Origin of the sequence: Streptomyces similanensis (genome assembly GCF_039543625.1) — a bacterium.
Classification (GTDB): domain Bacteria; phylum Actinomycetota; class Actinomycetes; order Streptomycetales; family Streptomycetaceae; genus Streptomyces; species Streptomyces similanensis.
Window position 1 is genome coordinate 32,074 of record NZ_BAABKC010000009.1, and the last position, 25,126, is coordinate 57,199.

A 25,126-nucleotide genomic window follows, 5' to 3' on the forward strand; every position below is an offset into this window, starting at 1 on the left:
CCAACCGGAGGGAGGGCGACGGTATTTCCGGGCTGCCCTCGCGTGCGCCGCGGCGGAGCTACCGCGCCAGGAACCGTTCCAGCGCCTCCACCACCAGCCGGTGGTCCGCCACCTGGGGCAGGCCCGACACCGTCACCGCGCCGATCACGCCGGCGCCCGCCACGGTGATCGGGAAGGAGCCGCCGTGCGCCGCGTAGGCGTCGGCGTCCAGCCGGGAGGATTCCTCGAACGTCGTGCCCTTGGCCCGGAAGCGGGCGCCGACCAGGTAGGAGGCGCAGCCGTAGCGCTCCACCACCCGGCGTTTGCGGGCGATCCAGGCGTCGTTGTCGGGGGTGGAGCCGGGCAGCGCCGCGTGGAAGAGCTGCTGGCCGGCGCGGTGGATGTCGACGGCGACGGGCGCCTGCCGCTGTCGCGCCAGCTCCACCAGCAGCGAGCCCAGCGCCCAGGCGTCGTCATGGGTGAAGCGGTCGAAGACCAGGCGGTCCTCCTGTGCTTCGAGTTCCTCGATCGTGGGGGCGGCCCCGGGCGCCGTCACAGCGTCACCGTCACACCGTCGCGGGCCGAGCGGCGGGCCGCCTCCAGGACGTCCAGCGTGGCGGCCGCCTCGCGGGCGGTCACCGGGTTCGGCGCGCCGTCGCGCAGGGCGGCGGCCACGGCGGCGTAGTACGCCGGGTAGTCGCCGGGCAGGGTCGGCACCGGGTCGCCGCCGCCGGTCACCGGCGACTCGCCCGCGCCCACGCGGCCCCACAGGGACTCCTCCTCCTCGCCCCAGGCAGCGCCCTCGGCGCCCGGCCGGCGCCCTTCGCGCAGGGCCGCCTCCTGCGGGTCGAGGCCGTACTTGACGTAGCCCGCCTCCGAGCCCAGCGCCCGGAAGCGCGGGCCGAGTTGGGCGGTGGTCGCGGAGACGTACAGGTGGGAGCGGACGCCGCTGTCGTGGGTCAGCGCGAGGAAGGTGTCGTCGTCGGCCTCGGCGCCCGCGCGGCGCACGACCGCCTCGGCGTACACCTGGGTGACCGGGCCGAACAGGACCAGGGCCTGGTCGACGACGTGGCTGCCGAGGTCGTAGAGCAGACCGCCGATCTCCGCCGGGTCGCCGGACTCGCGCCAGCCGCCCTTGGGCCGCGGCCGCCACCGCTCGAAGCGGGACTCGAAGCGCCATACGTCGCCCAGCGCGCCCTTGGCGATCAGCTCGCGCAGGGTCAGGAAGTCGTTGTCCCAGCGGCGGTTCTGGAAGACGGACAGCAGCAGTGCGCGCTCCTCGGCGAGGTCCGCGAGGGTGCGCGCCTCGGCCGCCGTGCCGGCCAGCGGCTTGTCCACGACCACCGGCAGGCCCGCTTCCAGGGCCCGGGTGGCGAGCGGGACGTGCGTCTTGTTCGGGGAGGCGATGACGACGAGGTCGAGTTCGCCGGCGCGGGCGAACAGCTCGTCGGCGTCGGCGGCCGTGCGGACGTCCGGGAACTGTGCCCGGGCCTGTGCCTGCCGTTCCTCCTTCGAGGTGACGACCGTGTCGAGGGCCAGGCCCTCGGTCGCGGCGATCAGCGGGGCATGGAAGACGGAGCCGGCGAGGCCGTAGCCGATCAGGCCGACGCGGAGGGGGGCACCGGACTCGGTGCCGGTCTTGGGGCCAGTCATGCACTCCACTTTGGCAACGCTGTTGCCAAAGTGCAAGCGCGGGGGAGAATGAACGCAGTGAGCGGCGGCGCGGACGCGTGAACGCGCCGGTGGCCAGGTGAGGGAGTGAGCGGTGCGGAAGGCGGGGTGGACGCGGTGACGGCGGAGACCGGGGCCGGGCGGACCGGGTCCGGGGAAACCGGGTCCGGGCCGGGATCGGGGACAGAGGCCGGGTCCGGATCAGGGGCGGGCGCGGGTGCGGGGGCGGAGACGCGTGCGGGACGCGGCGTGAACCTCCTCGGGCTGCGCAGCCACAACACCGCGCTGGTGCTCGACCTGCTGCGCCGGGCGGGGGCCGACGGGATCAGCCGGCTGGAGCTGGCCGAGCGCACCGGGCTGACCCCGCAGGCCGTCAGCAAGATCACCGCACGGCTGCGCGAGCGCGGCCTCGCCGCCGAGGCGGGCCGGCGGGCGTCCACCGGGGGCAAGCCGCGCACGGTGCTGCGCCTGGTGCCCGAGGCCGGGCACTCGGTGGGCGTGCACCTCGACCGCGACGAGGTGCGGGCCGTCCTGACCGATCTGAACGGGACGGTGGTCGGGGAGCGGACGCGGCCGCTGGACCTGGCCGCGCGGGCGGGCGCCGAGGAGGTCGTCGAAGCGGTGGCGGCGCAGGCCGAGGCGCTGGTGGGCCAGGTGCTCGGGGCGGAGTCACCGCGAGCGGCGGCGGCCGCGTCCCTGGTGGGCGTCGGCGTCGCGCTGCCCGGGCCGCTCGACCACCGCGGCGGGGTGCTGCACCGGGTCACCGGATTCCCGCAGTGGGACGGGTTCCCGCTGCGCGACGCCCTGGGCCGGCGGCTCGGCGTGCCCGTCGCGGTCGACAAGGACACCAACGCGGCCGCCCTGGGCCTCGCGCTCACCGCCGCCGAGGACGGGGCCGGCTCCTTCGCCTACGTCCATCTCGGTACGGGACTGGGCGCCGGACTGGTGATCGGCGGCGCCGTGCACCGGGGGGCGCGGACCGGGGCCGGGGAGTTCGGGCACCAGGTGATCCAGCTGGACGGACCGCCGTGCGGATGCGGTGACCGGGGGTGCCTGGAGGCGCTGTGCCTGGCGGCCGTGGCGCGCGGGGACGTCGGGGAGGCCGCGCGGGTGCTGGGCGTCGGGGCCGCCAATCTCGTGGGGCTGCTGGACATCGACCTGGTGCTGCTGGGCGGCCGTACGGTCGCGGCGGCGCCCGGGGTGTTCGCGGCCGGGGTGGGGGAGCGGGTGGCCGCGCGGGCCGTGCGCGAGGGGCTGCCGCGGGACGCGGTGCCGGTCCGCGCCGTACCGGGCGGAGCCCGCACCGTCGCCGAGGGCGCCGCCCAGCTGCTGCTGGCGCCGGTGTTCGGACGGGGCGAGGGCTGAGGAGAACGCCAGGTGACCGGGGTCCTCAGGGGGCCGAACCGGCCACGACCGAACCGGCCACGACTGGAGTGCCGCGCCTCCGGTCTGCGACGATCCCCGGGTGGACTACCCGAACGACCAGGCCCCCGGCGCCCCGGTCCGCTCCGGCATCCCGGAGCACGGCCGGATTCCGAAGTACTACGCGGTGAAGGCGAGGATCGACCGCCTCGTCGGCGCCCTGGGCGAGGGCCGCCCGATCCCCACCGAACGCGACCTGTCCGAGGAGTACGGCGTCGCCCGCGAGACCGTGCGGCAGGCGCTGCGCGAGCTGGTGCTGGAGGGCAAGCTGCGGCGCAAGGGCCGGGGCACGGTCGTCGCGGGCCCCAAGCTGGAGCAGCCGCTGTCGCTGGCCAGCTACACCGAGGGCGTGCGGCGGCAGGGCCGCACCCCCGGCCGCACCCTGGTCTCGCTGGACCGCTTCCCGTGCCCGGACGCGCTCGCCGACGAGACGGGGCTCAGTCGGGGCGAGCCGGTCTGGCACCTGGAGCGGGTGCTGCTCGCGGACGACGAGCGGGTCGGCCTGGAGAGCACCTACGTGGCCGTGGCCCGGGTGCCGCGCCTGGACGCCGACTTCGACCCCGACTCCTCCTTCTACGCCTATCTGCGCGGCCTCGGCCTGGCCTTCGGCGACGCCGACGAGCGCATCGAGACGGTGCTCGCCACCCCGCGCGAGGCGCTGCTCATCGGCACCCCGCCCGCGCTGCCCATGCTGCTGATCCACCGCGCCTCGCGGGACACCGGCGGCCGGCCGCTGGAGCGGGTGCGCAGCCTGTACCGGGGCGACCGCTTCTCCTTCAGCGCCCATCTGCGTGGCTGAAACCGCTCCCCCCGATCGCTGAGAGAAACGCCACTCCCGCCCCGCGAATCGCATCACGAAAAGGTAACGGGTCTAGCCCAATCGTGATGGCTCGTTCAGGCTCTCGTTGTCAGCCGGACTCTTCCGGTTCTCCGTGAGCGAGGAGCGTTGCCGTCGTGAAAGTGACAGTCGTCGGAGCCGGCGTGGTGGGCACCATGCACGCCTGGCAGGCAATAGAACGCGGCCACGAGGTCGTGCAGATCGAACGCGAGGCCGAGGCGCGCGGCGCGTCGCTGCGCAATTTCGGCCAGATCTGGGTGAGCGGCCGGGCGGCCGGCGCGGAGCTGGAGACCGCGCTGCGGGCCCGCGAGCTGTGGGAGGAGATCGGCGCCCGGGTGCCCGAGCTGGGCTTCCGCGCCAACGGCTCCCTCACCCCCGTACGCGGCGCCCGGGAGCTGGCCGTGGCCGAGGCCGCGGTGGCCCGCCCGGACGCCGCCGCCCGCGGCCACAAGCTGCTGACCCCGGCCGAGGCCCGCGCCCTCAACCCGGCGCTGCGCGGCGCGTTCGACGCGGCCCTGTACTGCGAGCGCGACGCCGCCGTCGAGCCGCGCACCGCGCAGCTCGCCCTGCGCGCCGAGCTGCTCGGGCATCCGAACTACACCTTCCTGCCAGGGCGCGAGGTCCGCGAGGTGGTCGGCGCGGGCGCCGTCCGCGACGACCACGGCGACGTGCACCACGCCGACGTGGTGGTGCTGTGCACGGGCGCCTGGCTCGGCGGCCTGGTGCGCGAGCTGGCCGGCCCCGGCCTGCCGGTGCGGCGGGTGCGGCTCCAGATGATGCAGACCGACCCGCTGGGCGAGCCGCTGACCACCTCGGTCGCGGACGCCGACAGCTTCCGCTACTACCCGGCGTACGCCTCCGGCGCGCTGGACGAGCTGAACGCGGCGCAGCCGCAGCCCGAGACCGCCGCCGCGCACCGGATGCAGCTGCTCATGGTGCAGCGCGCCGACGGCGGACTGACCATCGGCGACACCCACGAGTACGAGCACCCGTTCGCCTTCGACACCGTCGAGGACCCCTACGACCACCTCACCGGGGTCGTCGAGTCCCTGCTCGGCCGCCCGCTGCCCAAGGTCCGCCGCCGCTGGGCGGGGGTGTACGCGCAGTGCACCGACCCCGCCCGGGTGGTGCACCGGCAGCAGGTGCGCGACCGGGTGTGGCTGGTCACCGGGCCGGGCGGGCGCGGTATGACCTGCTCCCCGGCGATCGCCGAACAGACCGCCGACGAACTGGGCTGGTGAGAAGGAACATGACCGACAAGCACACCCCCGACACCCCCGACGCGCGGGACATCCGGCTCGTCGTCCTCGACATGGCCGGTACCACCGTCGCCGACGGCGGCCTGGTCGAGCGGGCGTTCGCCGCCGCCTCGGCCGAGCTGGGCGTCGAGCCCGGCTCCGCCGACCACGCCGACAAGCTCGCCTACGTCCGCGCCACCATGGGCGAGTCGAAGATCTCCGTCTTCCGCCACCTGTTCGGCGCCGAGGACCTGGCCCAGCAGGCGAACGCCGCCTTCGAGCGGGCGTACGGCGAACTCGTGGACGGCGGGCTCGTCGCCGAGATCCCCGGCGCCCGCGCGGCGATCGAGGAGCTGCGGGCCGACGGCCGCACCGTCGTGCTGAGCACCGGCTTCGCCCGGGTCACCCAGGACGCCATCCTCGACGCGCTCGGCTGGCGCGACCTGGTGCCGCTCACCCTGTGCCCGGCCGACGCGGGCGGCCGCGGCCGCCCCTACCCGGACATGGTGCTCACCGCCCTGCTGCGCACCCGGGCCGCCGAGGCCGTGCACCAGATCGCCGTCGCCGGCGACACGAGCTACGACGCGCTCAGCGGCGTACGCGCCGGCGCGGGCCTGGTCGCCGGAGTGCTGACCGGGGCGCACGCCGAACCCGAGCTGCGCGCCGCCGGCGCCACCCATGTCCTGCCCTCCGTGGCCGCCCTTCCCGCCCTGCTCCGAGGAGAACGATGAGATGAGCATCCGCTTCGACTCCGTCACGGTCGCCTACGACGGCAACGTCGTCCTCGACTCGCTCGACCTCACCGTCGCGCCCGGCGAGGTGATGGCGCTCCTCGGGCCCTCCGGGTCCGGCAAGACCACCGCGCTGCGGGCGGTCGCCGGGTTCGTGCGGCCCGCGTCGGGGCGGGTGCTGCTCGGGGGGCGGGACGTGACGGACCTGCCGCCCCACCGGCGGGGCATCGGCATGGTCGTGCAGCAGTACGCCCTCTTCCCGCACCTGCGGGTCGAGGACAACGTGGCCTTCGGCCTGAAGGCGCGCCGCACCCCGAGGGCGGAGATCCGCGGGCGGGTCGCCGAGGCGCTGGAGATGACCGGCATGGCCGCCTACGCCCGCCGCTACCCGCGCGAGCTGTCCGGCGGGCAGCAGCAGCGGGTTGCCATCGCCCGCGCGCTCGCCGTCCGGCCCGCCGTCCTGCTGCTGGACGAACCGCTGTCCGCGCTGGACGCCCGGCTGCGCTCCGGCATGCTCGCCGAACTGGCGCGCCTGCACCGCGAGTTGCCCGACGTGTCCATCCTCTACGTCACCCACGACCAGATGGAGGCGCTGACCCTGGCCGACCGGATCGCGGTGATGGACAAGGCCCGGCTGCGGGCCTGCGGCACACCGCGCGAGCTGTACCGGGCGCCCACCGACGCGTTCACCGCCTCCTTCGTCGGGAACGCCAACCTGCTCCCGGTCACCGTCACCGCCTCCGGCGCGGCCCTCGGCGGCGCGGAGCTGACGGTGGACACCGCGGGCGCGGCGGCGGGCGCGCGGGCCACCCTGTGCGTCCGGCCGCACCTGGTCGGCCTCGGCGACGGCCCCAACCGGCTCACCGGCACCGTCCGCGAGATCCAGTGGCGCGGTTCCACGCACCGCCTGCACGTGGAGGTGGCCGGACACCCGGTGATGGCCGACCTGCCCGAGCTGCGCGACCCGCCCGCGCACGGCGCCGAGGTCGCCCTGCACTTCGCCCCCGAGGACGCGGTGCTGCTGGCCGCGGGGGTGGGCGGCGATGACCACTGACCTCACCCCGTGCACCGCCCCCACGACGACTCCGGACGTCCACGCGGCGCGGCCCGGAGCCCGCCGGGGGCGCCGGCTGCGCGGAGCGGCGCCGCTGCTGTGGGCGGCGCCGCCCGTCGCCCTGCTCGCCGTCTTCTTCCTCTACCCGCTCGCCCTCGTCGTCCGCCAGTCCGTCCAGCCCGACACCGGCGGCGTCTCCCTGAAGCCGTACGCCGACGTGTTCGCCTCCCCGGCGTTCCGCGAGGCGCTGTGGACGACCGTCTGGCTGGCGCTCGCCTCGACCGCCGGCTGCCTGGTGCTCGGGTTCCTGCTGGCGCTGGTCATCGCGTTCGTGCCGTTCCCCGGGGCGCGGGCGGTCGCCCGGTTCATCGACGTCTTCCTGTCCTTCCCCTCCTTCCTCATCACCCTCGCCCTCCTCTTCGTCTACGGCCGCACCGGCCTCGCCAACGGCCTGTGGACCGGGGCCACCGGCGCCCCGGACGGCCCCTTCGCGTTCCTGACCACGCCCTGGGGCGTCCTGCTCGCGGAGGTCACCTACTTCACGCCGTTCGTGATGCGCCCGCTGCTCGCCGCGTTCGCCCAACTGGACACCGCGCAGCTGGAGGCGGCCGGCTCGCTCGGCGCCCGCGCCCCGCGCATCGTCCGGCAGGTGATCTGGCCCGAGGCGCTGCCCGCGCTCGCGGCCGGCGGCAGCCTCGTCCTGGTGCTCTGCCTCAACGAGTTCGGCATCGTGCTGTTCACCGGCGCCAAGGGCGTCACCACCCTGCCGATGCTCGTCTACGGCAAGGCGATCCTGGAGTCCGACTATCCGGGCGCGTGCGTGGTCGCCGTCGTCAACGTCCTGATCTCCGTGGGCCTCTACGGCCTCTACCGGGTGGTGAGCCGTCGTGCTGGTGCATAGCCGAGGGGCCCGCTGGGCCCTGTGGGCCATCTTCCTCGTCCTCTTCGTGCCCCTGTTCGCCCTTCCGCTGCTCGTCGTCCTCGGCGCGTCCTTCGCCACCCACTGGTCCGGCGTCCTGCCCTCCGGCCTGACCACCGGCAACTACCGCGCCGCCACCCGCGGCGAGGCGCTCCAGGCGCTGACCACCAGCCTGGTCACCGCGCTCACCGCGAGCCTGCTCGCGCTGACCGCGGGCACCTGGGCCGCACTCGCGGCGGCGGCCCTGAAGAAGCGCCACCGCCGGGTGGTGGACGCCCTGTTCGTGCTGCCGGTCGCCGTCCCGTCGGTGGTCGTCGGCCTCTCCGTCCTGGTGGCGTTCTCCCAGCCGCCGCTGCTCCTCAACGGCACCGGCTCGATCGTGATCGTCGCCCACACCGTGCTGGTCACCGCCTTCGCCCACCAGTCCGTCTCGGCCGCTATCGTCCGCCTCGACCCCGGCTACGAGCAGGCCGCCGCCTCCCTCGGCGCCCGGCCCGCCTACGTGCTGTGGCGGGTGCGGCTGCCGCTGCTGCTGCCCTCGCTCACCGCCGCCGCGGGCCTCTGCTTCGCCCTGTCCATGGGCGAGCTGAGCGCCACGATGATGCTCTACCCGCCCGACTGGACACCGCTGCCCGTGCTGATCTTCGCGGCCACCGACCGCGGCGCCCTGTTCACCGGCTCCGCCGTCGCCGTGGTCCTGATGGCCGCCACCCTCCTCGTCCTGCTGGCCGTCTCCCGCGTCCGCACCCGCGCCTCCTACCGCTGACCCGGCGCGCTCCCCGCACCACCGAACCCTCTCCACCGCAAGGAGTCCGTCCCGCCATGCCCAGGAACCCCGCCCTGCCCGGAAACCGCGTCAAGCCCGCCCTCGCCCTCTCCCTCGCCCTGCTCGCCACCCCGCTGCTGTCCGCCTGCGGCGGCGAGTCCGCGGCCGCCGACGACAAGGTCGTCACCGTCTACAGCGCGGACGGCCTCAAGGGCGAGAACGGCGACGGCTGGTACGACCGCGCCTTCGCGGACTTCGAGAAGCAGACCGGCATCAAGGTCAAGTACGTGGAGGGCGGCTCCGGCGAGGTGGTGCAGCGCGCCGTCCGCGAGAAGAGCAACCCGCAGGCCGACGTGCTGGTCACGCTCCCGCCGTTCATCCAGCAGGCCGACGCCAAGGGCCTGCTCCAGAAGTACGCCCCCCAGGGCGCCGACCAGGTCGCCGCCGCCGACAAGGCCGCCGACGGCGCCTGGACCGCCCTGGTCAACAACTACTTCGGCTTCGTCTACAACAAGAAGGAGCTGAAGCGGGCCCCCGCCACCTGGAACGAACTCCTCGCGGGCTCCTACAAGAACAAGCTCCAGTACTCCACCCCGGGCGTCGCGGGCGACGGCACCGCCGTGCTGATCAAGGCCATCCACGACTTCGGCGGCAAGGACGCGGCCCTCGCCTACCTCAAGAAGCTCCAGGCCAACAACGTCGGCCCGTCCGCCTCCACCGGCAAGCTCGCCCCCAAGGTCGACAAGGGCGAACTCCTCGTCGCCAACGGCGACGTGCAGATGAACTACGCCCAGTCCAAGACCATGCCCCACCTCGGCATCTGGTTCCCGGCCGGCCCGGACGGCAAGCGCACCACCTTCGCCCTGCCCTACGCCGCCGGCCTGGTCACCAAGGCCCCGCACCGCGCCAACGGCGAGAAGCTCCTCGACTTCCTGCTCGACCGGCGCACCCAGCAGCAGGTCAGCGAGATCGGCGGCGGCTTCAGCGCCCGCCAGGACGTCAAGGCCACCGACGCCGACGCCGTCGCGCTGGCCAAGCTCATGACCGGCGTGGAGGTCTTCCAGCCCGACTGGAAGGACATCGAGACCAACCTGCCGTCCTACGTCGAGTCCTGGAAGTCCGCCACCGGCAGCTGACGAGCGCGGCGGCTGCCCGGCGGCTCGACCGCGGCGCTGATTAGGCTGGGGGGCGTCGGTACGCCGTGGTTCCGGCGCCCCCGCCCGTACGACCGCACGCACGCCAGGAGACGCACAGACATGGCAGACCGCAAGCCCATCGAGTCGTGGCTCACCGACATGGACGGTGTCCTGATCCACGAAGGCGTTCCGATCCCCGGCGCCGACGCCTTCCTCAAGAAGCTGCGGGACTCCGGCCGGCCCTTCCTGGTGCTGACCAACAACTCCATCTACACCCAGCGCGACCTGCACGCCCGGCTGCTGCGGATGGGCCTGGACGTGCCGGTGGACAACATCTGGACCTCCGCGCTGGCCACCGCCCAGTTCCTCGACGACCAGCGGCCCGGCGGCAGCGCCTACGTCATCGGCGAGGCCGGCCTGACCACCGCGCTGCACGAGATCGGCTACATCCTCACCGACCACGAGCCCGACTTCGTGATCCTCGGCGAGACCCGGACGTACTCCTTCGAGGCCCTGACCAAGGCGGTGCGGCTGATCAACGACGGGGCCCGGTTCATCGCCACCAACCCCGACAACGTCGGCCCCTCCGTCGAGGGCGACCTGCCCGCCACCGGCTCCGTCGCCGCCCTGATCACCGCGGCGACCGGCCGCAAGCCGTACTTCGTCGGCAAGCCCAACCCGCTGATGATGCGCGCCGGGCTGAACGCGATCGGCGCCCACTCGGAGACGTCCGCGATGATCGGCGACCGGATGGACACCGACGTACTGGCCGGTCTGGAGGCCGGGATGCGGACGTTCCTGGTCCTGACCGGGGTGACCCAGCCCAAGGACGTGGACCGCTACCCGTTCCGGCCCTCCGAGGTCATCGACTCGATCGCGGACCTCGTCGACCGGATCTGACCGCACCGGCCCCGGCTCCGGCCCCGGCCCCGGCCGCCGCCGCCCGCCGTCGCTCACTCGTTCGGAGCAGTGAGGGCCGTCGCGGGATGCGGGGGCGGCCCGCGGGAGGTCTCCTGTCAGCGGAGGTCTCACGATGGGTTCACTGCGCCTGACCGTCTGCGCGGGGCTGCTGGTGGCCGGCGCGGTCGCCCCGGTGATCGACACCGCCGGCGCCGCGGGCCCGGCGGACCGGGCGGACGGCGCCGGCCACCGCCGGGCCGCGGTGACCTCGTCGCCCCCGGCCACCGGGGGGAGCCCCACCGGAGCGAACCCCAGCGGCGGCGGCCTCGCCGTCGTGCCGACGCCGGTCCGGCCGGCGCCGTCGGCATCCGCGTCCGCGTCCGCGCAGGCCGTGCCGGAGAGTCCCGGCACGGCGCACGCGGTGACCGGACTCGTCCTCGCGGCGGTCGCGGCGGTCGCGGTCGTCCTGCTGTCCCGGGCGGTCGGCCGGGACCGGACGCGCCGGACGCGCCGGGGAACGGACTGAGGGAGCGATCAGCCATGCCCGACACCCCCGACACGCCCGGCACCTCCGGCATTCCCGGTGCCCCCGGCTTCGAGGAACGCCGGTACGGCGCCGGCCGTCTCCTGACCGGCACCGCCTGGCTGGTGCTGCTGCTCGGACTGTGGCTGTGGGGCGGCCGGCGGGCCGACGTGCCGCAGCGCCCGGCCGGCCCGGCCACCGGGGACATGGCCGCCGCCGGCCGCCCCGACCGGACCGGGCCGACGCCCCCCGCCGCACCGTCCCGCGCCCGTCCCGTGCCCGCCGCCCCGTCACCCGCCTCGGTGCACCTGATCGGAACCGGCCCCTGAGCCGGCGCCGCCTGGCAGCATGAACGCGTGCCGCACACCCGAGCGCAGCACGGGGGGAACCGCATGTACGGCGTGAACGGCGTGAACGGCACGAACGGCACGAACGGCGTGAACGGCACGACGCGGGCGGCCGCGACGCTCCTGGGCGCGGCCCTGCTGCTCACCGGCTGCTCCTCCTCCGGCGCGGACGACGGCGGGCACGGCGGCGGCGTGAACGCGGCCGTCACCCAGCGGCCCGGGGACCGCGACCCGTACTGGGTCGACCCGGACAGCAGGGCGGCCCGTCAGCTCGCCGCGTACGCCGAGGCCGGGCGGACGGCCGACGCCGCGCGCGTCCGGCGGATCGCCGAGCAGCCGACCGGCGAGTGGATCGGCCCGGAGAACCCCGAGCGGGAGGCGCGCGGCTTCACCGAGGCCGCGGCGAAGGCCGGCCGCACCGCGCTGCTCGTCCTCTACGACATCCCGCACCGCGACTGCGGCCAGTACTCGCGGGGTGGCGCCGCCGACGGCGACGGCTACCGCGCCTGGATCGACGGCGTGGCCCGGGGCGTCGGCGACCGCGCCGCCACCGTCGTCCTGGAACCGGACGCCGTGCTGCACCTGGTGGACGGCTGCACCCCCCAGGAGGTGCGGGAGGAGCGCTACGACCTGCTCGCGGGCGCCGTCGTCCGGCTCAAGTCCCTGCCGCGCACCAAGGTCTACCTGGACGCCGGGAACGCCGGCTGGGGCCGGCCGGACCAGATCTACGGACCGCTGCGGCGCGCCGGCGTCGAGAAGGCCGACGGCTTCGCCGTCAACGTCGCCAACTTCTACTCCACCGAGGACTCCCTCGCCTACGGCAGGCGGCTGTCCGCGAAGGTCGGCGGCAAGCACTTCGTCATCGACACCAGCCGCAACGGCAACGGCCCCTGGACGGACGGCGATCCGGCCGAGCGCTGGTGCAACCCGCCCGGCCGCGCCCTCGGCGAGCCGCCCACGACGAGGACCGCCGACCCCCTCGTGGACGCCTACCTCTGGGTCAAACGCCCCGGCGAGTCCGACGGCGCCTGCAAGGGCGGCCCGAAGGCGGGGGACTGGTGGGCGGAGTACGCGCTGGGGCTCGCGGCGGCGAGCGAGTAGGCGAGGGGGCGACCGGCTCGGGACGCCTGCTGCCCGTACCCCGTACCCCGTACGACGCCCCGAGCCGGCCGCCGCTACGGCACCTTCACCCACTGCGCCGTACTCGGCGTCCCCTTCTCGTCGTCCACGAACAGCATGTACCAGCCCGACGGGACCAGGTTCCGGTTCTTCGGCACCGTCACCGTGACCCGGTCGCCCGAGGTCCGCAAGGCCACCGCGATGGAGCGCTGGTCGACGTCCGTGACGTGGGTGGAGGCGCTCGGCCGGATCAGCCGGGCCGTGCGCAGGGCCGCCGCGTGCCGCGAGGTGAACGTGGCCGAGGCGCCGCGCGCGACGGTGCGCGGGCCGCCCGACAGCGTGGGCCGGGGGCCCCGGTACAGATAGGGCGGCGAGTAGATCTCGATGCGCTGTTCGAAGACGCCCGGCCTGGTGCCGGCCTTGTCGCCGTAGAGCGGGTCGGAGCCGAAGAACATCACCCGGCCGTCGGGCAGCAGGAGCGAGCCCGCGTGGTAGTCGCGGCCCACCAGCGGGTCGGCGACGCGGGTGAACGTGTTGGCGCGCGGGTCGTACAGCCGGGCCTGGAGGATGTCGGAGTCACCGCGCCCCCGGTAGTCGCGGGAGCCGCCGGAGACCAGCACCGAGTCGTCGGGCAGGATCGAGGTCTGCGGGTAGCGGGTGCCCTTCTCCAGGGAGGGGCCGTCGGTGAAGCGCGGGTGCTTCGCCGTCAGGTCCACCAGCCGGGTCCTCGGGCTGGACCGTTTAGACTCGCCGACCCCGCCGCCCCCGACGACCAGGTACTTCTGGTCCTGCGCGGGCGGCAGCGGCACCGTCGCCGAGGTTTCCGTCAGGGCCGCGTCACGGAGCCCCGGCACCTTGGTGAACCGGTTGCTCGCCAGGTCCCACAGGCCGGGGTCGCGCCCCACGTCGGCCGGTCCGTAGCCGGCGTTCGAACCGGAGTAGAAGATCCGGCCGTCCAGCGTCGGGAACAGCGCCGGATAGGTCGGGAACTGACGGGTCTTCGGGGTGTACGTCCACTTCCGCGTCCTCGGGTCAAACACCTCGTTCTTGCCCGGGACCAGCTGCCCGATGTCGTCGAGGCCGGAGACGCCGAGGACCCTGCCGTCGCTCAGGGCGGTGAGCGTCGGGTACCAGCGGGCCTCGTTCATCGGATCGACCCTGACGTACCTCTCGGCGACCGGGTCGAACTCGTAGGCGTCCCTGATCCCCTGGAAGTCCTTCTTGTCCAGGGCGAGCTTCTGCGCGATGCCGTAGGTGTTGCGGGCATCCGCGCCGGTCAGGCCCCTGATCCGGTAGTTGTCCTGGGCGCCGGTCTCGTACGCCGTGCCGCTCCTGAGCGCCTCGACGTAGATCCGGCCGAGGCCGGGGGTGTTGCCGAGGAACCTGCCGGTCCCGCGGTCGAAGTTCTTCTCGGCGCGCGGTACCAGCACCGGGTCCTTGGAGACGAACGTCTTGCCGTTGGCCCGGCCGGTGAACGTCGTGCCGGCGGGCAGGGTGACCGGCTGGTCCGGGTTCTCGTTGTGCACGATCATCAGACCGCCGGCCTTGGTGACGTCGCCCTTCAGCTTCTCGTACCGCTTGGTGCCGCCCGCGATCAGGACGGAGCCGTCGGCGAGCTGGGTGTGGCCGGAGCAGAACAGGTCGTCGGGCGTGGGCACCCTCTCGACCGTGCCCGCGACCGGGTCCCAGAGCCGGGAGTCGAACCGCCGGGCGTCGAAGTTCGCCTGGTTGTTGCCGGAGCCGGCCACCAGCAGCACCTTGCCGGTGTGCAGCAGCACGGCGTGGATGGTGTCCTGCCGGTACTCCTTCGGGAACTCCACGATGTCCCAGTGGCCGTTGGCGGCCTTGTACCCGGACTCGTTGATCTTGTACTGGTGGTAGCGCGCGGCGCCGAAGCGGTAGAGCCACGGCCCGTTCATCCCGGCCAGCGCGAGCACCGCCACCGCGCCGATCCCGACCCGGCGCGCCCGGCGGAAGCCGGCCTGCCGCCCCCTCATCCCTCACGACCCCCCGCCGCGCCCGGGCGCATGACGTGGGCGGCGCTCGCGCGGGCGCGCCGGTCGCCGCGCAGCGTCCAGCGCCACAGCAGGATCGGCGAGGCGGTGATGAGCAGCGCGAGCGAGGCCCAGGTGAGCATCGCCGGGTGCGGGTGACCGAGGGCGGCGCCGGCGGCGATCGAGCCGCCGAAGACCAGGACGAAGAACCAGTGCGCCCGGAAGGTGCCGAACAGCGTGTCCGGGCTCGCCGAGTCGCCCTTCGGGGTCACCACGAACCGGCTGCGGCGGCGCAGCACGGCGTCGGCGAGCGAGCGGGCGTAGATCGGCGCCGACAGGGCCGACATCATCATGCCGGCCACCCCGCCGGAGCCCTCGGGTTCGTGCGGGGAGACGTTGTGCCGGCGGTTCCAGACGTACAGGCCGATCTGGAGCGCCGAGGCGTTGCCGTACAGCATCAGCCACACCGTCGGGTCGATGTCGACGCCGGAGGCGCCCAGGCCCAGGAAGAGCGCGCAGCTGAGGGCGGCCAGGATCCAGTTGAGGGCGGACATCGGATAGAAGACGATCATCATGGTGTAGTTGAGGAGGCGGCCGGGCGGCAGCGTGCCGAAGCCCTTCCAGTACTGCGTGAGGATCGTCTCGTACGTCCCACGCGACCAGCGCAGCTGCTGGGTGAAGAAGTCCGTCCAGGCCGCCGGCCCCTCGCCGACGGCGAGCACGTCCGGGGTGTAGACCGACCGCCACTTGCGGCCGGTCGCCGGATTCCTGGTGCGGTGCATCTCGAAGCCGGTGGCCATGTCCTCGGTGATCGAGTCGTACAGGCCGCCGATCTGCTGGACGGCGGCGATCCGCACCGCGTTGGAGGTGCCGACGAACATCGGCGCGCCGTAGCGGTTGCCGGCCCGCTGGATCAGGGCGTGGAAGAGGAACTGCTGCGACTCGGCGGCCTTGGTGACGAAGGTGTCGTAGTTGCCGTAGACCTGCGGGCCGACGACGAAGCCGACGTCCGGGTCGCGGAAGTAACCGAGCATCCGCTCCAGGTAGTTGGCAAGCGGCACGTGGTCGGTGTCGACGGAGGCGAAGACATCGTAGGCGTCGCCGTGCGCCTGGAGCCAGGCGTTGTAGTTGCCGTGCTTGGTCCTCGCGCGGTACGGGCCCTCGGGCCGGTTCCAGCGCGCGACGCCCTTGCGGGTGAAGTGGTGCACGCCCAGGCGCGCGCAGACCGCCTTCACCTCCTCGTCGTCGCCCTCGTCGAGCAGCCAGACGTGCATGACGCCCCGGTGACGCAGCCGCACGGCCGCCTCAAGGGTCCGGGTGACCATCTCCAGCGGCTCCTTGCCGGGCACGAAGCTGGTGAGGAAGGCGACCCTGGTACCGGTCTCGGGCACCACCGGGACGGGGTCGCGGGCGACCAGGGTGGCGTGCGCGTTGGACAGCACGTTCAGGCAGCGGAACAGTTCGATCAGCCCGATGGAGACCAGCATCACCACGTCGAGGGCCGGCAGGAAGCCGTACGCCGGGTGGTCGCGCTCGGTCCAGTGGTCCGGCCGCATCAGCCAGCCCAGCAGGATGAGGGAGAGCAGCGGGGCGGCGGCCAGCATCAGCGTGACCCGCAGGCGGTGCGGTTCCTGGGAGAGCAGGGAGCGGTAGCGCACCCGGTAGGGCCGGTCGGGGTCGGGCCGGGTGAGCGGTCCGGCCAGGCGGCTGTAGTGCTCGTAGTCGTAGTCACGCGTCATCCCCAAACAGCCATTCGAGGCGTTTGCACCCCCAACCACCCTGAACAGGAAGCAACTTGGCAACCAAGGTTCTACGGTGTCCAGCATGATCGCAACACACGAAATGCGGAGCTAACCGCCCAGATGTACGCAAGACGCGAGGGCGCACATGAGTGCGAGCGGGGGCGGAGGCGGCTTGCGGGAGGCGGCGAGCGGGGCGTACGGCGGAGATCCGCGGCACGCGAAAGGCCCCCCGCTCGCGCGAGGGGCCTTTGCTGTCGGTGCGCCGCCAGGGACTCGAACCCCGGACCCGCTGATTAAGAGTCAGCTGCTCTAACCAACTGAGCTAGCGGCGCCTGCTGACACGGAGAACTTTACCGGACCGCGGGCGGTGGTCGTGACCAGCGGGAGGCGGGCGCCGCGGCGTCCGTCCCCCCCCCCAGGCGACTCCGATACGTCCTTCTGGTCGTCAGACAGGCTTATTCTCAGCCGCGTTGTGACACGGATCACCGTGCACAGATCCGGACAAGTCCGTATGGAGTGTGACGTGGATCGCATGGATGCCCCGGCCGACCTGGCGAATCGTTCCGTCTCGCGGCTGATCCAGAACGAGATCACCACCGAGATCCCCGTCCACCTCCTGTTCCGCGACGATCCCGACCCCGGCCGCCGGGAGCCCCGGACCGCCCCGATCGCCCTCGGGCCCGCCGTGGTGGGCAGCAGGCGGGGCGCCGGCGAGCAGGCGCGCCCCCGCCGCCGCGCGCCCGCGCCCGCCAACGCGGCGCCGGAGCCTCAACCGGCGCTGACGGCGCGGCCGGCTCTGGTGCTGCCGGCGGCGGTGGGGGTGCTCGCCGGGGTGTGCGGGGCGGCGGGCTGCGCGGCCACCTCCTGGTGGGCGGGCGCACTGCCGCCCGCGCCGGGCGCGGGCGCCGGTCTCGGAGCGCTCCAGTGGGCGGCGTACGCCGGCGCGGGCGCGCTCGCCCTGGCCGGCTTCGGCGGGCTGGCCCAGGGCCGGACCGGGCGGGCCTGGGTGCTCGGGCTGTTCGGCCGCTACCAGGGGACGGTCCGGCGCACCGGACTGCTGTGGATCAACCCGCTGACGCCGCGCCGCCGGATCGACGTACGGCTGCGGCACTGGCGCAGCGAGCCGATGCCGGCCGCCGACGCCAACGGCGTCCCGCTGCGGGTGGCGGTCCTCGTGGTGTGGCGGGTGCGGGACACGGCGCGCGCCGCGCTCGGGATCGACGACCACGAGGCGTATCTGCGCGCGTGCGTGGAGGCCGCCCTCGCGCGGGTGCGGGTGGCGGCGCCGGGCGGTTCGCGCGGGGCGGCGGAGGCGGCGGGCGAGGCGCTGACCCGGCTGGTGGCGCGGGAGACGGCGGCGGTCGGCCTGGAGGTGTACTCGGTGCGGCCGGCCCGCGTCGAGTACGCCCCCGAGGTCGCCGACGCCATGCACCGGCGCAGCGTCGCCGCGCTGGACGCCCGGGACCGGGCCGGCGCGCTCACCTCGGTGGTGGACTCGGTGGAGGACACGGTGACCCGGCTGACCATGCGCGGGCTGGTCGATCTCGACGCCGGCGAGCGCAAGGTCCTGGTGCGGGACCTGACGGTGGCGTTCTGCGCCGGACGCCGGGAAACCAGCCCGTGATTGGTATGGACATGTTCAAAGAGTGCTCATAATCTGAGACTTGGTCTAGACCAACATGCGGACCATCGCGCACGAAGTACTGCACACGAAGCATCGCGCACCAAGCATCGCGCGCGAGCGCCGCATCGCACCGCATGCACCACCGCACGCAGCACAGTCCGGCTCACCGAACCTCCCCACACGTTCACCAGGAGCGACCACATGCGGACCAAGGCCAAGTTGTACGCGGCCGTGCTGGGCCTCACCACCGCCGGAGCGTTCGTCCTCTCCACCGGCGGCGCCAGCAGCCACGGCTACACCGACCTCCCCATCAGCAGGCAACTGCTCTGCGCCAACGGCACGGTGAAGGGCTGCGGCTCCATCCAGTACGAGCCGCAGAGCGTCGAGGGCCCCAAGGGCTTCCCGGCGTCCGGGCCGGCGGACGGGCAGATCTGCTCGGGCAACCACAGCGAGTTCGGTTCCCTGAACAGCCCGACCGCCCCCTCGGGCGGCGCCTGGCCCACCACCAAGGTCACCGGCGGCCAGAGCTACACCTTCCGCTGGCAGTTCACGGCCCGGCACGCCACGACCGACTTCAAGTACTACGCCACCAAGCAGGGCTGGAACCAGAACCACGCCCTGACCCGGGCCGACCTGAACACCACCCCGTTCCTGACGGTCCCCTACGGCGGCAAGCAGCCGCCGGCCACCCTCAGCCACAGCGGCACCCTGCCGTCCGGGCTGAGCGGCCACCACGTGATCGTCGGCGTGTGGACCATCGCCGACACGGGCAACGCGTTCTACGCCTGCTCGGACGTCACGTTCTGACCCGGCGGGCTCTCCCGGCCCGGAACGATCTCTGAGCATTGCTTGAGCCGCCGGGACGGCCGGCGTGGGTAGGTTCCTGCCACGCCGGCCGATCGGGGCCGGGCGGGGGAGTTCCGGGGGGAACCATGGAAGCGCTGTTCTACGCCGTGCCCGTGCTCATGATCACCTTCGCGGTCCTCGGACTGGTCTCGGCCGCCCGGCGGGCGCGCCGGGTGCGCGGCGCCTGGGACAGCGGCCTGACGGCCGAGGCACGGTGTCTGCGGACGTACACCACGACCAGCGGCGGCGGCGCGGACACCTCCGTCAGCACCACGCTGCACCACGTGTACGAGTTCCGTACCCGCGAGGGGCGCGGGGTGCGGTTCGAGGAGACGGGCGGGCCGGGGACGGTCCTGGAGGGCGACGTCGTCACCGTGCACTACCGGGCCGAGCGCCCCGAGGAGGCGACGGCGCACACCCCGGCGCGCCGCGGTCGGCTCGCCGCCGAGCAGGGCTGCGTCTTCGCCTTCCTCGGTGTGTTCATCGCCCTCTGTCTGACCTTCATGGCCGTCGCCCACATGATCTTCTCGGCGACGGACGACTTCATGCCGTGAGGCCCCGCCCCGTCCGGGGCGCGCCCGTGACATACGACGATGGCCCCCGCTTCCGCGAGGGCCATCGTCACTGTGCGCCGCCAGGGACTCGAACCCCGGACCCGCTGATTAAGAGTCAGCTGCTCTAACCAACTGAGCTAGCGGCGCATGACTCCCGCCGTCCGCTCTCGCGGTCGGCGACGAAGAAAATACTACCCGGTGCTCAGGGGTGCTCGTGACCACCCGCCCGTGAGCCGGATCGCCGGCGCCAGCGGCACCGGCGCCCGGACGGAGTGGCCGAAAGCGGTCGGCCCGCGCCGGGGTCACAGCACCGCGCTCAGGAACTCCCGGGTCCGCTCCTGCTCCGGGTCGCCGAAGATCTTCTCCGGCGGTCCGGACTCCACCACGCGTCCCGCGTCGAACATCAGCACCTGGTCGGAGATGTCGCGGGCGAAGCCCATCTCGTGGGTGACGCAGAGCATGGTGATGTCGGTGGAGCGGGCGATGTCCCGCAGCACGTCCAGGACGCCCGCCACCAGCTCCGGGTCGAGCGCCGAGGTCACCTCGTCCAGCAGCAGCACCTGCGGGCGCATCGCCAGCGCCCGGGCGATCGCCACCCGCTGCTGCTGCCCGCCGGACAGCTGCCCCGGGTGCGCGTCGCACTTGTCGGCCAGGCCCACCAGCTCCAGCAGCTCCCGCGCCCGCTCCGCCGCCTCGTCCCGGGACAGGCCGAGCACGGTGACCGGGGCCTCGGTGATGTTCCTGAGGACGGTCATGTTCGGGAACAGGTTGAAGTGCTGGAAGACCATGCCGATCTTCTTGCGGATCTCCCGGACCTGCTTGGCCGGCGCCGGGAACAGCCGCTCCCCGGCCACCGTGATGGTGCCCTCGTCCGGCGTGGTCAGCGTCATCAGCAGCCGCAGGATCGTGGTCTTGCCCGAGCCGGACGGCCCGATCAGCGTGACGTGCTTGCCGGCGTCGACGCGGAAGTCGAGCCCGTCGAGGACCGTGTGGTCGCCGAACCGCTTGGTCACGTTCTCCAGGCGGACCAGCTCCGGGCCGGCGGCGGGGACGGGGGCGTGGTCGGGGTTCTTGGCGGTGTCAACGGACAAGACGTCGCTCCAGTGCTCGCAGGAGGAAGGAGGCCAGAGAGGAAACGAGGATGAAGGCCACGCCGATCACGGTCAGCGGCTCGGTGAACTGGAAGTGCTGCTGGGAGTAGAGCCGCGCCTGCCCGAGCATCTCCAGCACGGTGATCGCCATCAGCATCGGCGTGTCCTTGAGCATCGAGATGACGTAGTTGCCGAGGGCCGGCACCACCCGGCGGATCGCCTGCGGCAGGATCACCGCGGTCCAGGTCCGCCGCCGGGGCAGGTTCAGCGCCGTCGCCGCCTCCCACTGGCCGGCCGGCACCGCCTCGATGCCGGCCCGGTAGACCTGCATCGTGTACGTCGAGTAGTGCAGCCCGATCGCGAAGACGCCGGTGGTCAGGGCCGAGAAGGTCAGCCCCCACTCGGGCAGCACGTAGAAGAGGAAGAACAGCTGCACCAGCAGCGGGGTGTTGCGGACGAACTCCGTGGCCGCCCCCACCGGCCAGCGCACCCAGCGGGTGGGCGCGCGCATCAGCAGCGCCCACACCAGTCCGAGCGCGAAGGAGATCACCGAGCCGAGCGCGAGGGCCTGGAGGGTGACCAGCAGTCCGTCCCAGAAGTGCGGCATGAAGGCGCGTACGGCGCCCCAGTCCCAGGTCACAGGGCACCGCCTTCCGCGGTCTCCACGCCGCCGGCCGCGGTGCGCGCGGTCCTGGCACCGGCGGTCGTCGCGGTGCGCGCGGCCACGCCGCTGGTCGCGGCCCGCTTCACCGCCCGCGCCCCCGCCTCGTCCAGCGGGTCCTTGCCGATGCCCCGCTTCAGCCGCTTCTCCAGCCCGCGCATCAGCCGGGTCAGCGCGAACGCGATCAGGAAGTAGCCGATCAGCAGGTACGTGTAGATCTCGGCGCTCTCCTGGAGGGCGAGCCGCACCAGGTTGCCGCTGAAGGCCAGGTCGCCCATGCCCATGACCGACACCAGCGAGGTGCCCTTGAGCAGCTCCACCAGCAGGTTGCAGAAGGAGGGGATCATCTCGGGCACGGCCTGCGGCAGCAGGATCAGCCGCATCCGCTGCCAGGGCGTGAAGCTGAGCGCGATGCCGCCCTCGCGCTGCGCCGGGTCCACCGCGTTCAGCGCGCCGCGCACGATCTCCGAGCCGTACGCGCCGTAGGTCAGACCGAGCGCCAGGGTGCCCGCCCACATCGGCACCAGCTGCCAGCCGAAGGCGGGCGGCAGCACGAAGAACACCCAGAAGATCATCACCAGCGCGGAGGTGCCGCGGAACACCTCGGTGTAGAAGCCCGCCAGGAAGCGGACGATCCACAGCCGGTGGGTGCGGGCGACGCCGGCCGCGAAGGAGACGGCGGTGGCGAGCAGGGCGCTGAAGAACAGCAGCTGGAGCGTGGTCCACAGGCCCCGCAGTACGAGTTCCCACAGTCCGGCGGTCATCCGGCGCACAGCTCCTTCGCGGTCAGGTCCGTCATCTCGGCCGCGGTGAACCCGAAGGGCCGCAGGAGGCGGAGCAGTTCGCCGCTCTTCTTCAGCTTGCGCAGCTCGGTGTTGAAGGCGTCCCGCAGCCGGGTCTCGGTGGGCCGGAAGGCGAAGGCGCCGCCGTCCACGTGCGGCTTTCCCTTCACCAGCGGCTCGAAGGGCTCGGTGGCCTCCGCCTTGGACGACTTCCTCACCACCTCGCGGGTGGTGAGGGCGGTGCCGGCGAAGACGTCCACGCGGCCGGCCTCGACGGCGTTCAGACCGGCCACCTGGTCGGGGACGATCAGGATGTCGCTCTCCGCGTACCCGGCGTCCACCGCGTACTGGATCTCCGCGTAGCCGGTGCCGGTGGCGAACCGCGCCTTCTTCGCGACGACGTCCCGGTAGTCGTGCAGGCCCTTCGGGTTGCCCTTGCGGACGATGAAGGAGTCGAGCATCTGGTAGTCGGGGTCGGCGAAGATCACCTGGGCGCAGCGGTCCGCGTTGACGTACATCCCGGCGGCGACGACGTCGAACTGCTGGGAGTTGAGGCCCGGGATCAGGGAGCCGAACTCGGTCGGCACGGGCTGCACCTCGGGCACGCCGAGCCGCTTGAAGATCACCCGGGCCAGTTCCGGCGCCTCGCCGGTCAGCTCGCCGTTCCGGTCGATGTACCCGAACGGGATCTCGCCCGCGATGCCGAGCCGTACGACGCCCTGGGCCCTGAGCCGGTCCAGGAGAGCGCCGCCGCCGGCGGACGCGGTGGCCACCCGGCTGCACCCCGCAGCGCCGGCCGCGCCGACCGCGCCGAGCGCCGCCACCCCCGCGAGCAGCGACCGGCGGGCGGGGCGGGGCCCGGGTGTCCGTCTGACGTTCCCAGGTGCGTCATGTGCATGAGGTGGAGGCATGAGCGCGCCGCTACCCAGACGCATTCGGGTTATGCCGAGGAAATCCGCGGCCGCGCTGGGTACCCGAACGGACAGGGCCGCAGCAACCACGCGCAGGAAGGCTGGTCATGACCGCACTCGGAATCCTCTACCCGGGCCACTTCGCCGAGGACGACTACCCCCGCATCGAACAGCTCCTGGGCAGCGACATCCGGGTGGATCTGATCGGCGCCGACGACGACCTGGACCGGACCGCCGGCGACCGCGCCGGGTGGCTGGAGCGGAGCGTCGAGGCGCTGCGGCTGTCCGGCGCGGAGGCGGTGGTGTGGGCGGACACCCGCGGCGGCTTCGAGCAGGGCTGGGCGGACGCCCACGCGCAGGTGCGCGAGCTGGCCCTGGCGGCCGGCATGCCGGCCTCCTCCACCTCCTTCGGGTTCGTGCACGCGGCGCAGGAGATCGGCGTGCGCCGGGTCGCGGTCGCCGCCCCCTACACGGACGACGTGACCGGCCGGTTCGCGGAGTTCCTGCGGGCCGGCGGGGTCGAGGTGACCGCCGCGCACAGCGCCGGACAGGCCACGGCGGCCGAGGTGGCCGGCTGGGGCGAGCGGGAGCTGCTGGGGCTGGCGCGGGCGGCGGACACGGCGGACGCGCAGGCGCTGCTGGTGCCGTGCACGGCGCTGCACACCGCCTCCCACGTCGCCGACCTGGAGAAGGAGCTGGGCAAGCCGGTCCTCACCGCGAACCAGGTGACCGTGTGGGAGGCGCTGCGGCTGACCGACCGGCGCGTCAACGCACCCGGTCTGGGGGCACTGTTCACCCGGGAGCCGGTCGTGCAGGTGTGACATGGGTCACGTGTGCCGGAGGGCGGGGGCGGTGGGTTGCGGGCCTTCGCCCGGGGGCGTTACCTGGAACTGTCCGGCGGTGCGGCGAGAGCCCGCCCCGGGGTCACGGCACGGTCCGGCGGCCCCCGCCCGACCGCGCGTCCCCCCTGGCAGCGGCCCGTCGTCGCCGTGAAGGCCGGTGCTTCGACGCGGAGGTGACCGAAGGTGAAAGCCGTCGTCTATGAGAAGCCCTTCGAGGTGGCGGTGCGGGACGTCGACGATCCGAGGATCCAGCACCCGGGCGACGTGATCGTGCGCGTCACGTCCAGTGCGATCTGCGGGTCCGACCTGCACATGTACGAGGGCCGTACGGCCGCCGAGGCCGGCATCGTCTTCGGCCACGAGAACCTGGGCATCGTCGAGGAGGCGGGCAGCGGCGTGGTCTCGCTGTCCGAGGGCGACCGGGTCGTGATGCCGTTCAACGTGGCCTGCGGCTTCTGCAAGAACTGTCTGGCCGGGAAGACCGGCTTCTGCCTGACGGTGAACCCCGGATTCGCCGGCGGGGCGTACGGATACGTGGCGATGGGCCCGTACACCGGCGGCCAGGCGGAGCGGCTGCGGGTGCCGTTCGCCGACTTCAACTGCCTGAAGCTGCCGCCGGGGGAGGAGCACGAGACCGACTTCGTGCTGCTCGCCGACATCTTCCCGACCGGGTACCACGGCTGCGAGCTGGCCCAGGTGTCGCCGGGCGAGTCGGTGGCGGTCTTCGGCGCGGGGCCGGTGGGTCTGATGGCCGCGTACTCGGCGCTGCTGCGCGGGGCGTCGCAGGTCTTCGTGGTGGACCGGGTGCCCGAGCGGCTGGCCAAGGCGGAGGAGATCGGGGCCGTCCCGATCGACTTCACCCAGGGCGAGCCGGCCGACCAGATCAAGGAGCACACGGGCGGCGAGGGCACCGACAAGGGCGTGGACGCCGTCGGCTACCAGGCCCAGTCCCACCACGAGGAGGGGCACGAGGAGCCGGCCGTCGTCCTGAACACGCTGGTCGAGACGGTACGGCCGACCGGACTGCTCGGCGTGCCGGGCCTGTACGTCCCGGCCGACCCGGGCGGCCCCGACGAGCACGCCAAGCACGGCCAGCTGCTGGTCTCCATCGGCAAGATGTTCGAGAAGGGGCAGCAGATGGGGACCGGGCAGTGCAACGTGAAGCGGTACAACCGCCAGCTGCGCGACCTGATCGTCTCCGGCCGCGCCCGGCCCAGCTTCGTGGTCTCCCACGAACTCCCGCTGGACCAGGCCCCGCTGGCCTACGAGAAGTTCGACAAGCGCGTCGAGGGCTACACCAAGGTGGTGCTCCACCCGGGCCACGCCCTGGCGGCGTGACGGTGTCCGAGCCGTTCGAGTCGTTCGAGCCGTTCGAGCGGGCGGGACGGGCAGGAGAGGAACAAACGGAGACAGTCTCCTGTTGACGCCGGGCAGGA

At 73.3% G+C, this 25,126-nt stretch carries 25 protein-coding genes and 2 tRNA genes; 17 read left to right on the forward strand and 10 right to left on the reverse strand.

What is annotated here, in order from left to right:
* Positions 1-58: 58 nt before the first annotated feature.
* Together ABEB07_RS02905 and ABEB07_RS02910 are read right to left on the reverse strand one after the other, a co-directional pair.
* On the reverse strand, positions 59-535 hold the full coding sequence (locus tag ABEB07_RS02905; protein ID WP_345666877.1) for a heme-degrading domain-containing protein: 477 nt from the start codon (positions 533-535) through the stop codon (positions 59-61).
* Positions 532-1,632: a Gfo/Idh/MocA family oxidoreductase gene (locus tag ABEB07_RS02910; RefSeq protein ID WP_345666878.1), complete on the reverse strand. Its 1,101-nt coding sequence runs from the start codon at positions 1,630-1,632 to the stop codon at positions 532-534. The genes ABEB07_RS02905 and ABEB07_RS02910 overlap by 4 nt, the downstream gene beginning before the upstream one ends.
* Before the next feature lie 135 nt (positions 1,633-1,767).
* On the opposite strand from ABEB07_RS02910, the gene ABEB07_RS02915 reads away from it, so the two are divergent.
* The 12 genes from ABEB07_RS02915 to ABEB07_RS02970 all read left to right on the forward strand — a co-directional run bounded on the left by ABEB07_RS02915 (position 1,768) and on the right by ABEB07_RS02970 (position 12,625).
* Positions 1,768-3,015 carry an ROK family transcriptional regulator gene (locus ABEB07_RS02915; protein ID WP_425588944.1) on the forward strand — a complete coding sequence of 416 codons (1,248 nt, stop codon included), beginning with the start codon at positions 1,768-1,770 and terminating at the stop codon, positions 3,013-3,015.
* Positions 3,016-3,115: 100 nt separating this feature from the next.
* Complete coding sequence (locus ABEB07_RS02920) at positions 3,116-3,871, forward strand: GntR family transcriptional regulator (RefSeq protein ID WP_164582833.1); 756 nt, start codon at positions 3,116-3,118, stop codon at positions 3,869-3,871.
* A 155-nt stretch (positions 3,872-4,026) separates the two neighbouring features.
* On the forward strand, positions 4,027-5,151 hold the full coding sequence (locus ABEB07_RS02925; protein ID WP_345666880.1) for a TIGR03364 family FAD-dependent oxidoreductase: 1,125 nt from the start codon (positions 4,027-4,029) through the stop codon (positions 5,149-5,151).
* Positions 5,152-5,159: 8 nt separating this feature from the next.
* A complete protein-coding gene (locus ABEB07_RS02930; RefSeq protein WP_345666881.1) occupies positions 5,160-5,879 on the forward strand; it encodes a phosphonatase-like hydrolase in 720 nt (239 codons plus the stop codon).
* Between the two features lies 1 nt (position 5,880).
* The gene (locus tag ABEB07_RS02935; RefSeq protein WP_176149111.1) at positions 5,881-6,933 is read left to right on the forward strand and encodes an ABC transporter ATP-binding protein; all 1,053 of its coding nucleotides are present in this window, start codon (positions 5,881-5,883) and stop codon (positions 6,931-6,933) included.
* The gene (locus ABEB07_RS02940; protein ID WP_425588940.1) at positions 6,923-7,834 is read left to right on the forward strand and encodes a 2-aminoethylphosphonate ABC transporter permease subunit; all 912 of its coding nucleotides are present in this window, start codon (positions 6,923-6,925) and stop codon (positions 7,832-7,834) included. The genes ABEB07_RS02935 and ABEB07_RS02940 overlap by 11 nt, the downstream gene beginning before the upstream one ends.
* Positions 7,821-8,618: an ABC transporter permease gene (locus ABEB07_RS02945; RefSeq protein ID WP_345666883.1), complete on the forward strand. Its 798-nt coding sequence runs from the start codon at positions 7,821-7,823 to the stop codon at positions 8,616-8,618. Before ABEB07_RS02940 ends, ABEB07_RS02945 begins: the two co-directional genes overlap by 14 nt.
* A gap of 56 nt (positions 8,619-8,674) precedes the next feature.
* On the forward strand, positions 8,675-9,754 hold the full coding sequence (locus ABEB07_RS02950; RefSeq protein ID WP_345666884.1) for a 2-aminoethylphosphonate ABC transporter substrate-binding protein: 1,080 nt from the start codon (positions 8,675-8,677) through the stop codon (positions 9,752-9,754).
* Between the two features lie 120 nt (positions 9,755-9,874).
* Positions 9,875-10,654, forward strand: coding sequence for an HAD-IIA family hydrolase (locus ABEB07_RS02955; protein ID WP_164587296.1), 780 nt, complete (start codon positions 9,875-9,877; stop codon positions 10,652-10,654).
* A gap of 133 nt (positions 10,655-10,787) precedes the next feature.
* The gene (locus tag ABEB07_RS02960) at positions 10,788-11,180 is read left to right on the forward strand and encodes a hypothetical protein (protein WP_345666886.1); all 393 of its coding nucleotides are present in this window, start codon (positions 10,788-10,790) and stop codon (positions 11,178-11,180) included.
* 14 nt (positions 11,181-11,194) lie between these two features.
* A complete protein-coding gene (locus ABEB07_RS02965; protein WP_345666888.1) occupies positions 11,195-11,506 on the forward strand; it encodes a hypothetical protein in 312 nt (103 codons plus the stop codon).
* 63 nt (positions 11,507-11,569) lie between these two features.
* Positions 11,570-12,625: a glycoside hydrolase family 6 protein gene (locus ABEB07_RS02970; protein ID WP_345666928.1), complete on the forward strand. Its 1,056-nt coding sequence runs from the start codon at positions 11,570-11,572 to the stop codon at positions 12,623-12,625.
* Between the two features lie 74 nt (positions 12,626-12,699).
* Here ABEB07_RS02970 and glxA read toward each other — a convergent pair whose 3' ends face one another.
* The 3 genes from glxA to ABEB07_RS02985 all read right to left on the reverse strand — a co-directional run bounded on the left by glxA (position 12,700) and on the right by ABEB07_RS02985 (position 16,711).
* Complete coding sequence (gene glxA / locus ABEB07_RS02975; RefSeq protein ID WP_345666889.1) at positions 12,700-14,640, reverse strand: radical copper oxidase GlxA; 1,941 nt, start codon at positions 14,638-14,640, stop codon at positions 12,700-12,702.
* Positions 14,637-16,376, reverse strand: coding sequence for a glycosyltransferase family 2 protein (locus ABEB07_RS02980; protein ID WP_345666890.1), 1,740 nt, complete (start codon positions 16,374-16,376; stop codon positions 14,637-14,639). Before ABEB07_RS02980 ends, glxA begins: the two co-directional genes overlap by 4 nt.
* 261 nt (positions 16,377-16,637) lie before the next feature.
* Positions 16,638-16,711, reverse strand: a tRNA-Lys gene (locus ABEB07_RS02985).
* 200 nt (positions 16,712-16,911) lie between these two features.
* Here ABEB07_RS02985 and ABEB07_RS02990 point away from each other — a divergent pair.
* The 3 genes from ABEB07_RS02990 (at position 16,912) to ABEB07_RS03000 (ending at position 19,403) form a co-directional block, all read left to right on the forward strand.
* On the forward strand, positions 16,912-18,003 hold the full coding sequence (locus ABEB07_RS02990; RefSeq protein WP_345666929.1) for an SPFH domain-containing protein: 1,092 nt from the start codon (positions 16,912-16,914) through the stop codon (positions 18,001-18,003).
* A 201-nt stretch (positions 18,004-18,204) separates the two neighbouring features.
* Complete coding sequence (locus ABEB07_RS02995) at positions 18,205-18,810, forward strand: lytic polysaccharide monooxygenase auxiliary activity family 9 protein (RefSeq protein WP_164588287.1); 606 nt, start codon at positions 18,205-18,207, stop codon at positions 18,808-18,810.
* Between the two features lie 125 nt (positions 18,811-18,935).
* Positions 18,936-19,403 carry a DUF3592 domain-containing protein gene (locus ABEB07_RS03000; RefSeq protein WP_176149105.1) on the forward strand — a complete coding sequence of 156 codons (468 nt, stop codon included), beginning with the start codon at positions 18,936-18,938 and terminating at the stop codon, positions 19,401-19,403.
* A 73-nt stretch (positions 19,404-19,476) separates the two neighbouring features.
* Here ABEB07_RS03000 and ABEB07_RS03005 read toward each other — a convergent pair.
* The 5 genes from ABEB07_RS03005 to ehuB all read right to left on the reverse strand — a co-directional run bounded on the left by ABEB07_RS03005 (position 19,477) and on the right by ehuB (position 22,848).
* Positions 19,477-19,550, reverse strand: a tRNA-Lys gene (locus tag ABEB07_RS03005).
* 155 nt (positions 19,551-19,705) lie between these two features.
* Positions 19,706-20,494 (reverse strand): ectoine/hydroxyectoine ABC transporter ATP-binding protein EhuA, encoded by a 789-nt coding sequence (gene ehuA / locus ABEB07_RS03010; RefSeq protein ID WP_345666891.1) that lies wholly within the window; start codon positions 20,492-20,494, stop codon positions 19,706-19,708.
* Positions 20,484-21,134: an ectoine/hydroxyectoine ABC transporter permease subunit EhuD gene (gene ehuD / locus ABEB07_RS03015; protein ID WP_345666892.1), complete on the reverse strand. Its 651-nt coding sequence runs from the start codon at positions 21,132-21,134 to the stop codon at positions 20,484-20,486. The genes ehuA and ehuD overlap by 11 nt, the downstream gene beginning before the upstream one ends.
* Positions 21,131-21,919 (reverse strand): ectoine/hydroxyectoine ABC transporter permease subunit EhuC, encoded by a 789-nt coding sequence (ehuC, locus tag ABEB07_RS03020; RefSeq protein WP_345666893.1) that lies wholly within the window; start codon positions 21,917-21,919, stop codon positions 21,131-21,133. Before ehuC ends, ehuD begins: the two co-directional genes overlap by 4 nt.
* Positions 21,916-22,848 carry an ectoine/hydroxyectoine ABC transporter substrate-binding protein EhuB gene (ehuB, locus tag ABEB07_RS03025; protein ID WP_345666894.1) on the reverse strand — a complete coding sequence of 311 codons (933 nt, stop codon included), beginning with the start codon at positions 22,846-22,848 and terminating at the stop codon, positions 21,916-21,918. Before ehuB ends, ehuC begins: the two co-directional genes overlap by 4 nt.
* A gap of 107 nt (positions 22,849-22,955) precedes the next feature.
* Between ehuB and ABEB07_RS03030 the strand changes: the two genes are divergently transcribed.
* Positions 22,956-23,669 carry a maleate cis-trans isomerase family protein gene (locus tag ABEB07_RS03030; protein WP_345666895.1) on the forward strand — a complete coding sequence of 238 codons (714 nt, stop codon included), beginning with the start codon at positions 22,956-22,958 and terminating at the stop codon, positions 23,667-23,669.
* A 204-nt stretch (positions 23,670-23,873) separates the two neighbouring features.
* Positions 23,874-25,028: a glutathione-independent formaldehyde dehydrogenase gene (locus ABEB07_RS03035; protein ID WP_176149099.1), complete on the forward strand. Its 1,155-nt coding sequence runs from the start codon at positions 23,874-23,876 to the stop codon at positions 25,026-25,028.
* The last annotated feature ends 98 nt before the right edge of the window (positions 25,029-25,126 follow it).

Excerpts from the sequence above, each read along its gene's own strand:
- ABEB07_RS02910 (WP_345666878.1), bottom strand. The coding sequence starts at position 1,632 with ATGACTGGCCCCAAGACCGGCACCGAGTCCGGTGCCCCCCTCCGCGTC.
- ABEB07_RS02930 (WP_345666881.1), top strand. The coding sequence starts at position 5,160 with ATGACCGACAAGCACACCCCCGACACCCCCGACGCGCGGGACATCCGG.
- ABEB07_RS02935 (WP_176149111.1), top strand. The coding sequence starts at position 5,881 with ATGAGCATCCGCTTCGACTCCGTCACGGTCGCCTACGACGGCAACGTC.
- ABEB07_RS02940 (WP_425588940.1), top strand. The coding sequence starts at position 6,923 with ATGACCACTGACCTCACCCCGTGCACCGCCCCCACGACGACTCCGGAC.
- ABEB07_RS02950 (WP_345666884.1), top strand. The coding sequence starts at position 8,675 with ATGCCCAGGAACCCCGCCCTGCCCGGAAACCGCGTCAAGCCCGCCCTC.
- ABEB07_RS02955 (WP_164587296.1), top strand. The coding sequence starts at position 9,875 with ATGGCAGACCGCAAGCCCATCGAGTCGTGGCTCACCGACATGGACGGT.
- ABEB07_RS02960 (WP_345666886.1), top strand. The coding sequence starts at position 10,788 with ATGGGTTCACTGCGCCTGACCGTCTGCGCGGGGCTGCTGGTGGCCGGC.
- ABEB07_RS02965 (WP_345666888.1), top strand. The coding sequence starts at position 11,195 with ATGCCCGACACCCCCGACACGCCCGGCACCTCCGGCATTCCCGGTGCC.
- ABEB07_RS02970 (WP_345666928.1), top strand. The coding sequence starts at position 11,570 with ATGTACGGCGTGAACGGCGTGAACGGCACGAACGGCACGAACGGCGTG.
- glxA (WP_345666889.1), bottom strand. The coding sequence starts at position 14,640 with ATGAGGGGGCGGCAGGCCGGCTTCCGCCGGGCGCGCCGGGTCGGGATC.
- ABEB07_RS02980 (WP_345666890.1), bottom strand. The coding sequence starts at position 16,376 with ATGACGCGTGACTACGACTACGAGCACTACAGCCGCCTGGCCGGACCG.
- ABEB07_RS02990 (WP_345666929.1), top strand. The coding sequence starts at position 16,912 with ATGGATGCCCCGGCCGACCTGGCGAATCGTTCCGTCTCGCGGCTGATC.
- ABEB07_RS02995 (WP_164588287.1), top strand. The coding sequence starts at position 18,205 with ATGCGGACCAAGGCCAAGTTGTACGCGGCCGTGCTGGGCCTCACCACC.
- ABEB07_RS03000 (WP_176149105.1), top strand. The coding sequence starts at position 18,936 with ATGGAAGCGCTGTTCTACGCCGTGCCCGTGCTCATGATCACCTTCGCG.
- ehuC (WP_345666893.1), bottom strand. The coding sequence starts at position 21,919 with ATGACCGCCGGACTGTGGGAACTCGTACTGCGGGGCCTGTGGACCACG.
- ehuB (WP_345666894.1), bottom strand. The coding sequence starts at position 22,848 with ATGCCTCCACCTCATGCACATGACGCACCTGGGAACGTCAGACGGACA.
- ABEB07_RS03030 (WP_345666895.1), top strand. The coding sequence starts at position 22,956 with ATGACCGCACTCGGAATCCTCTACCCGGGCCACTTCGCCGAGGACGAC.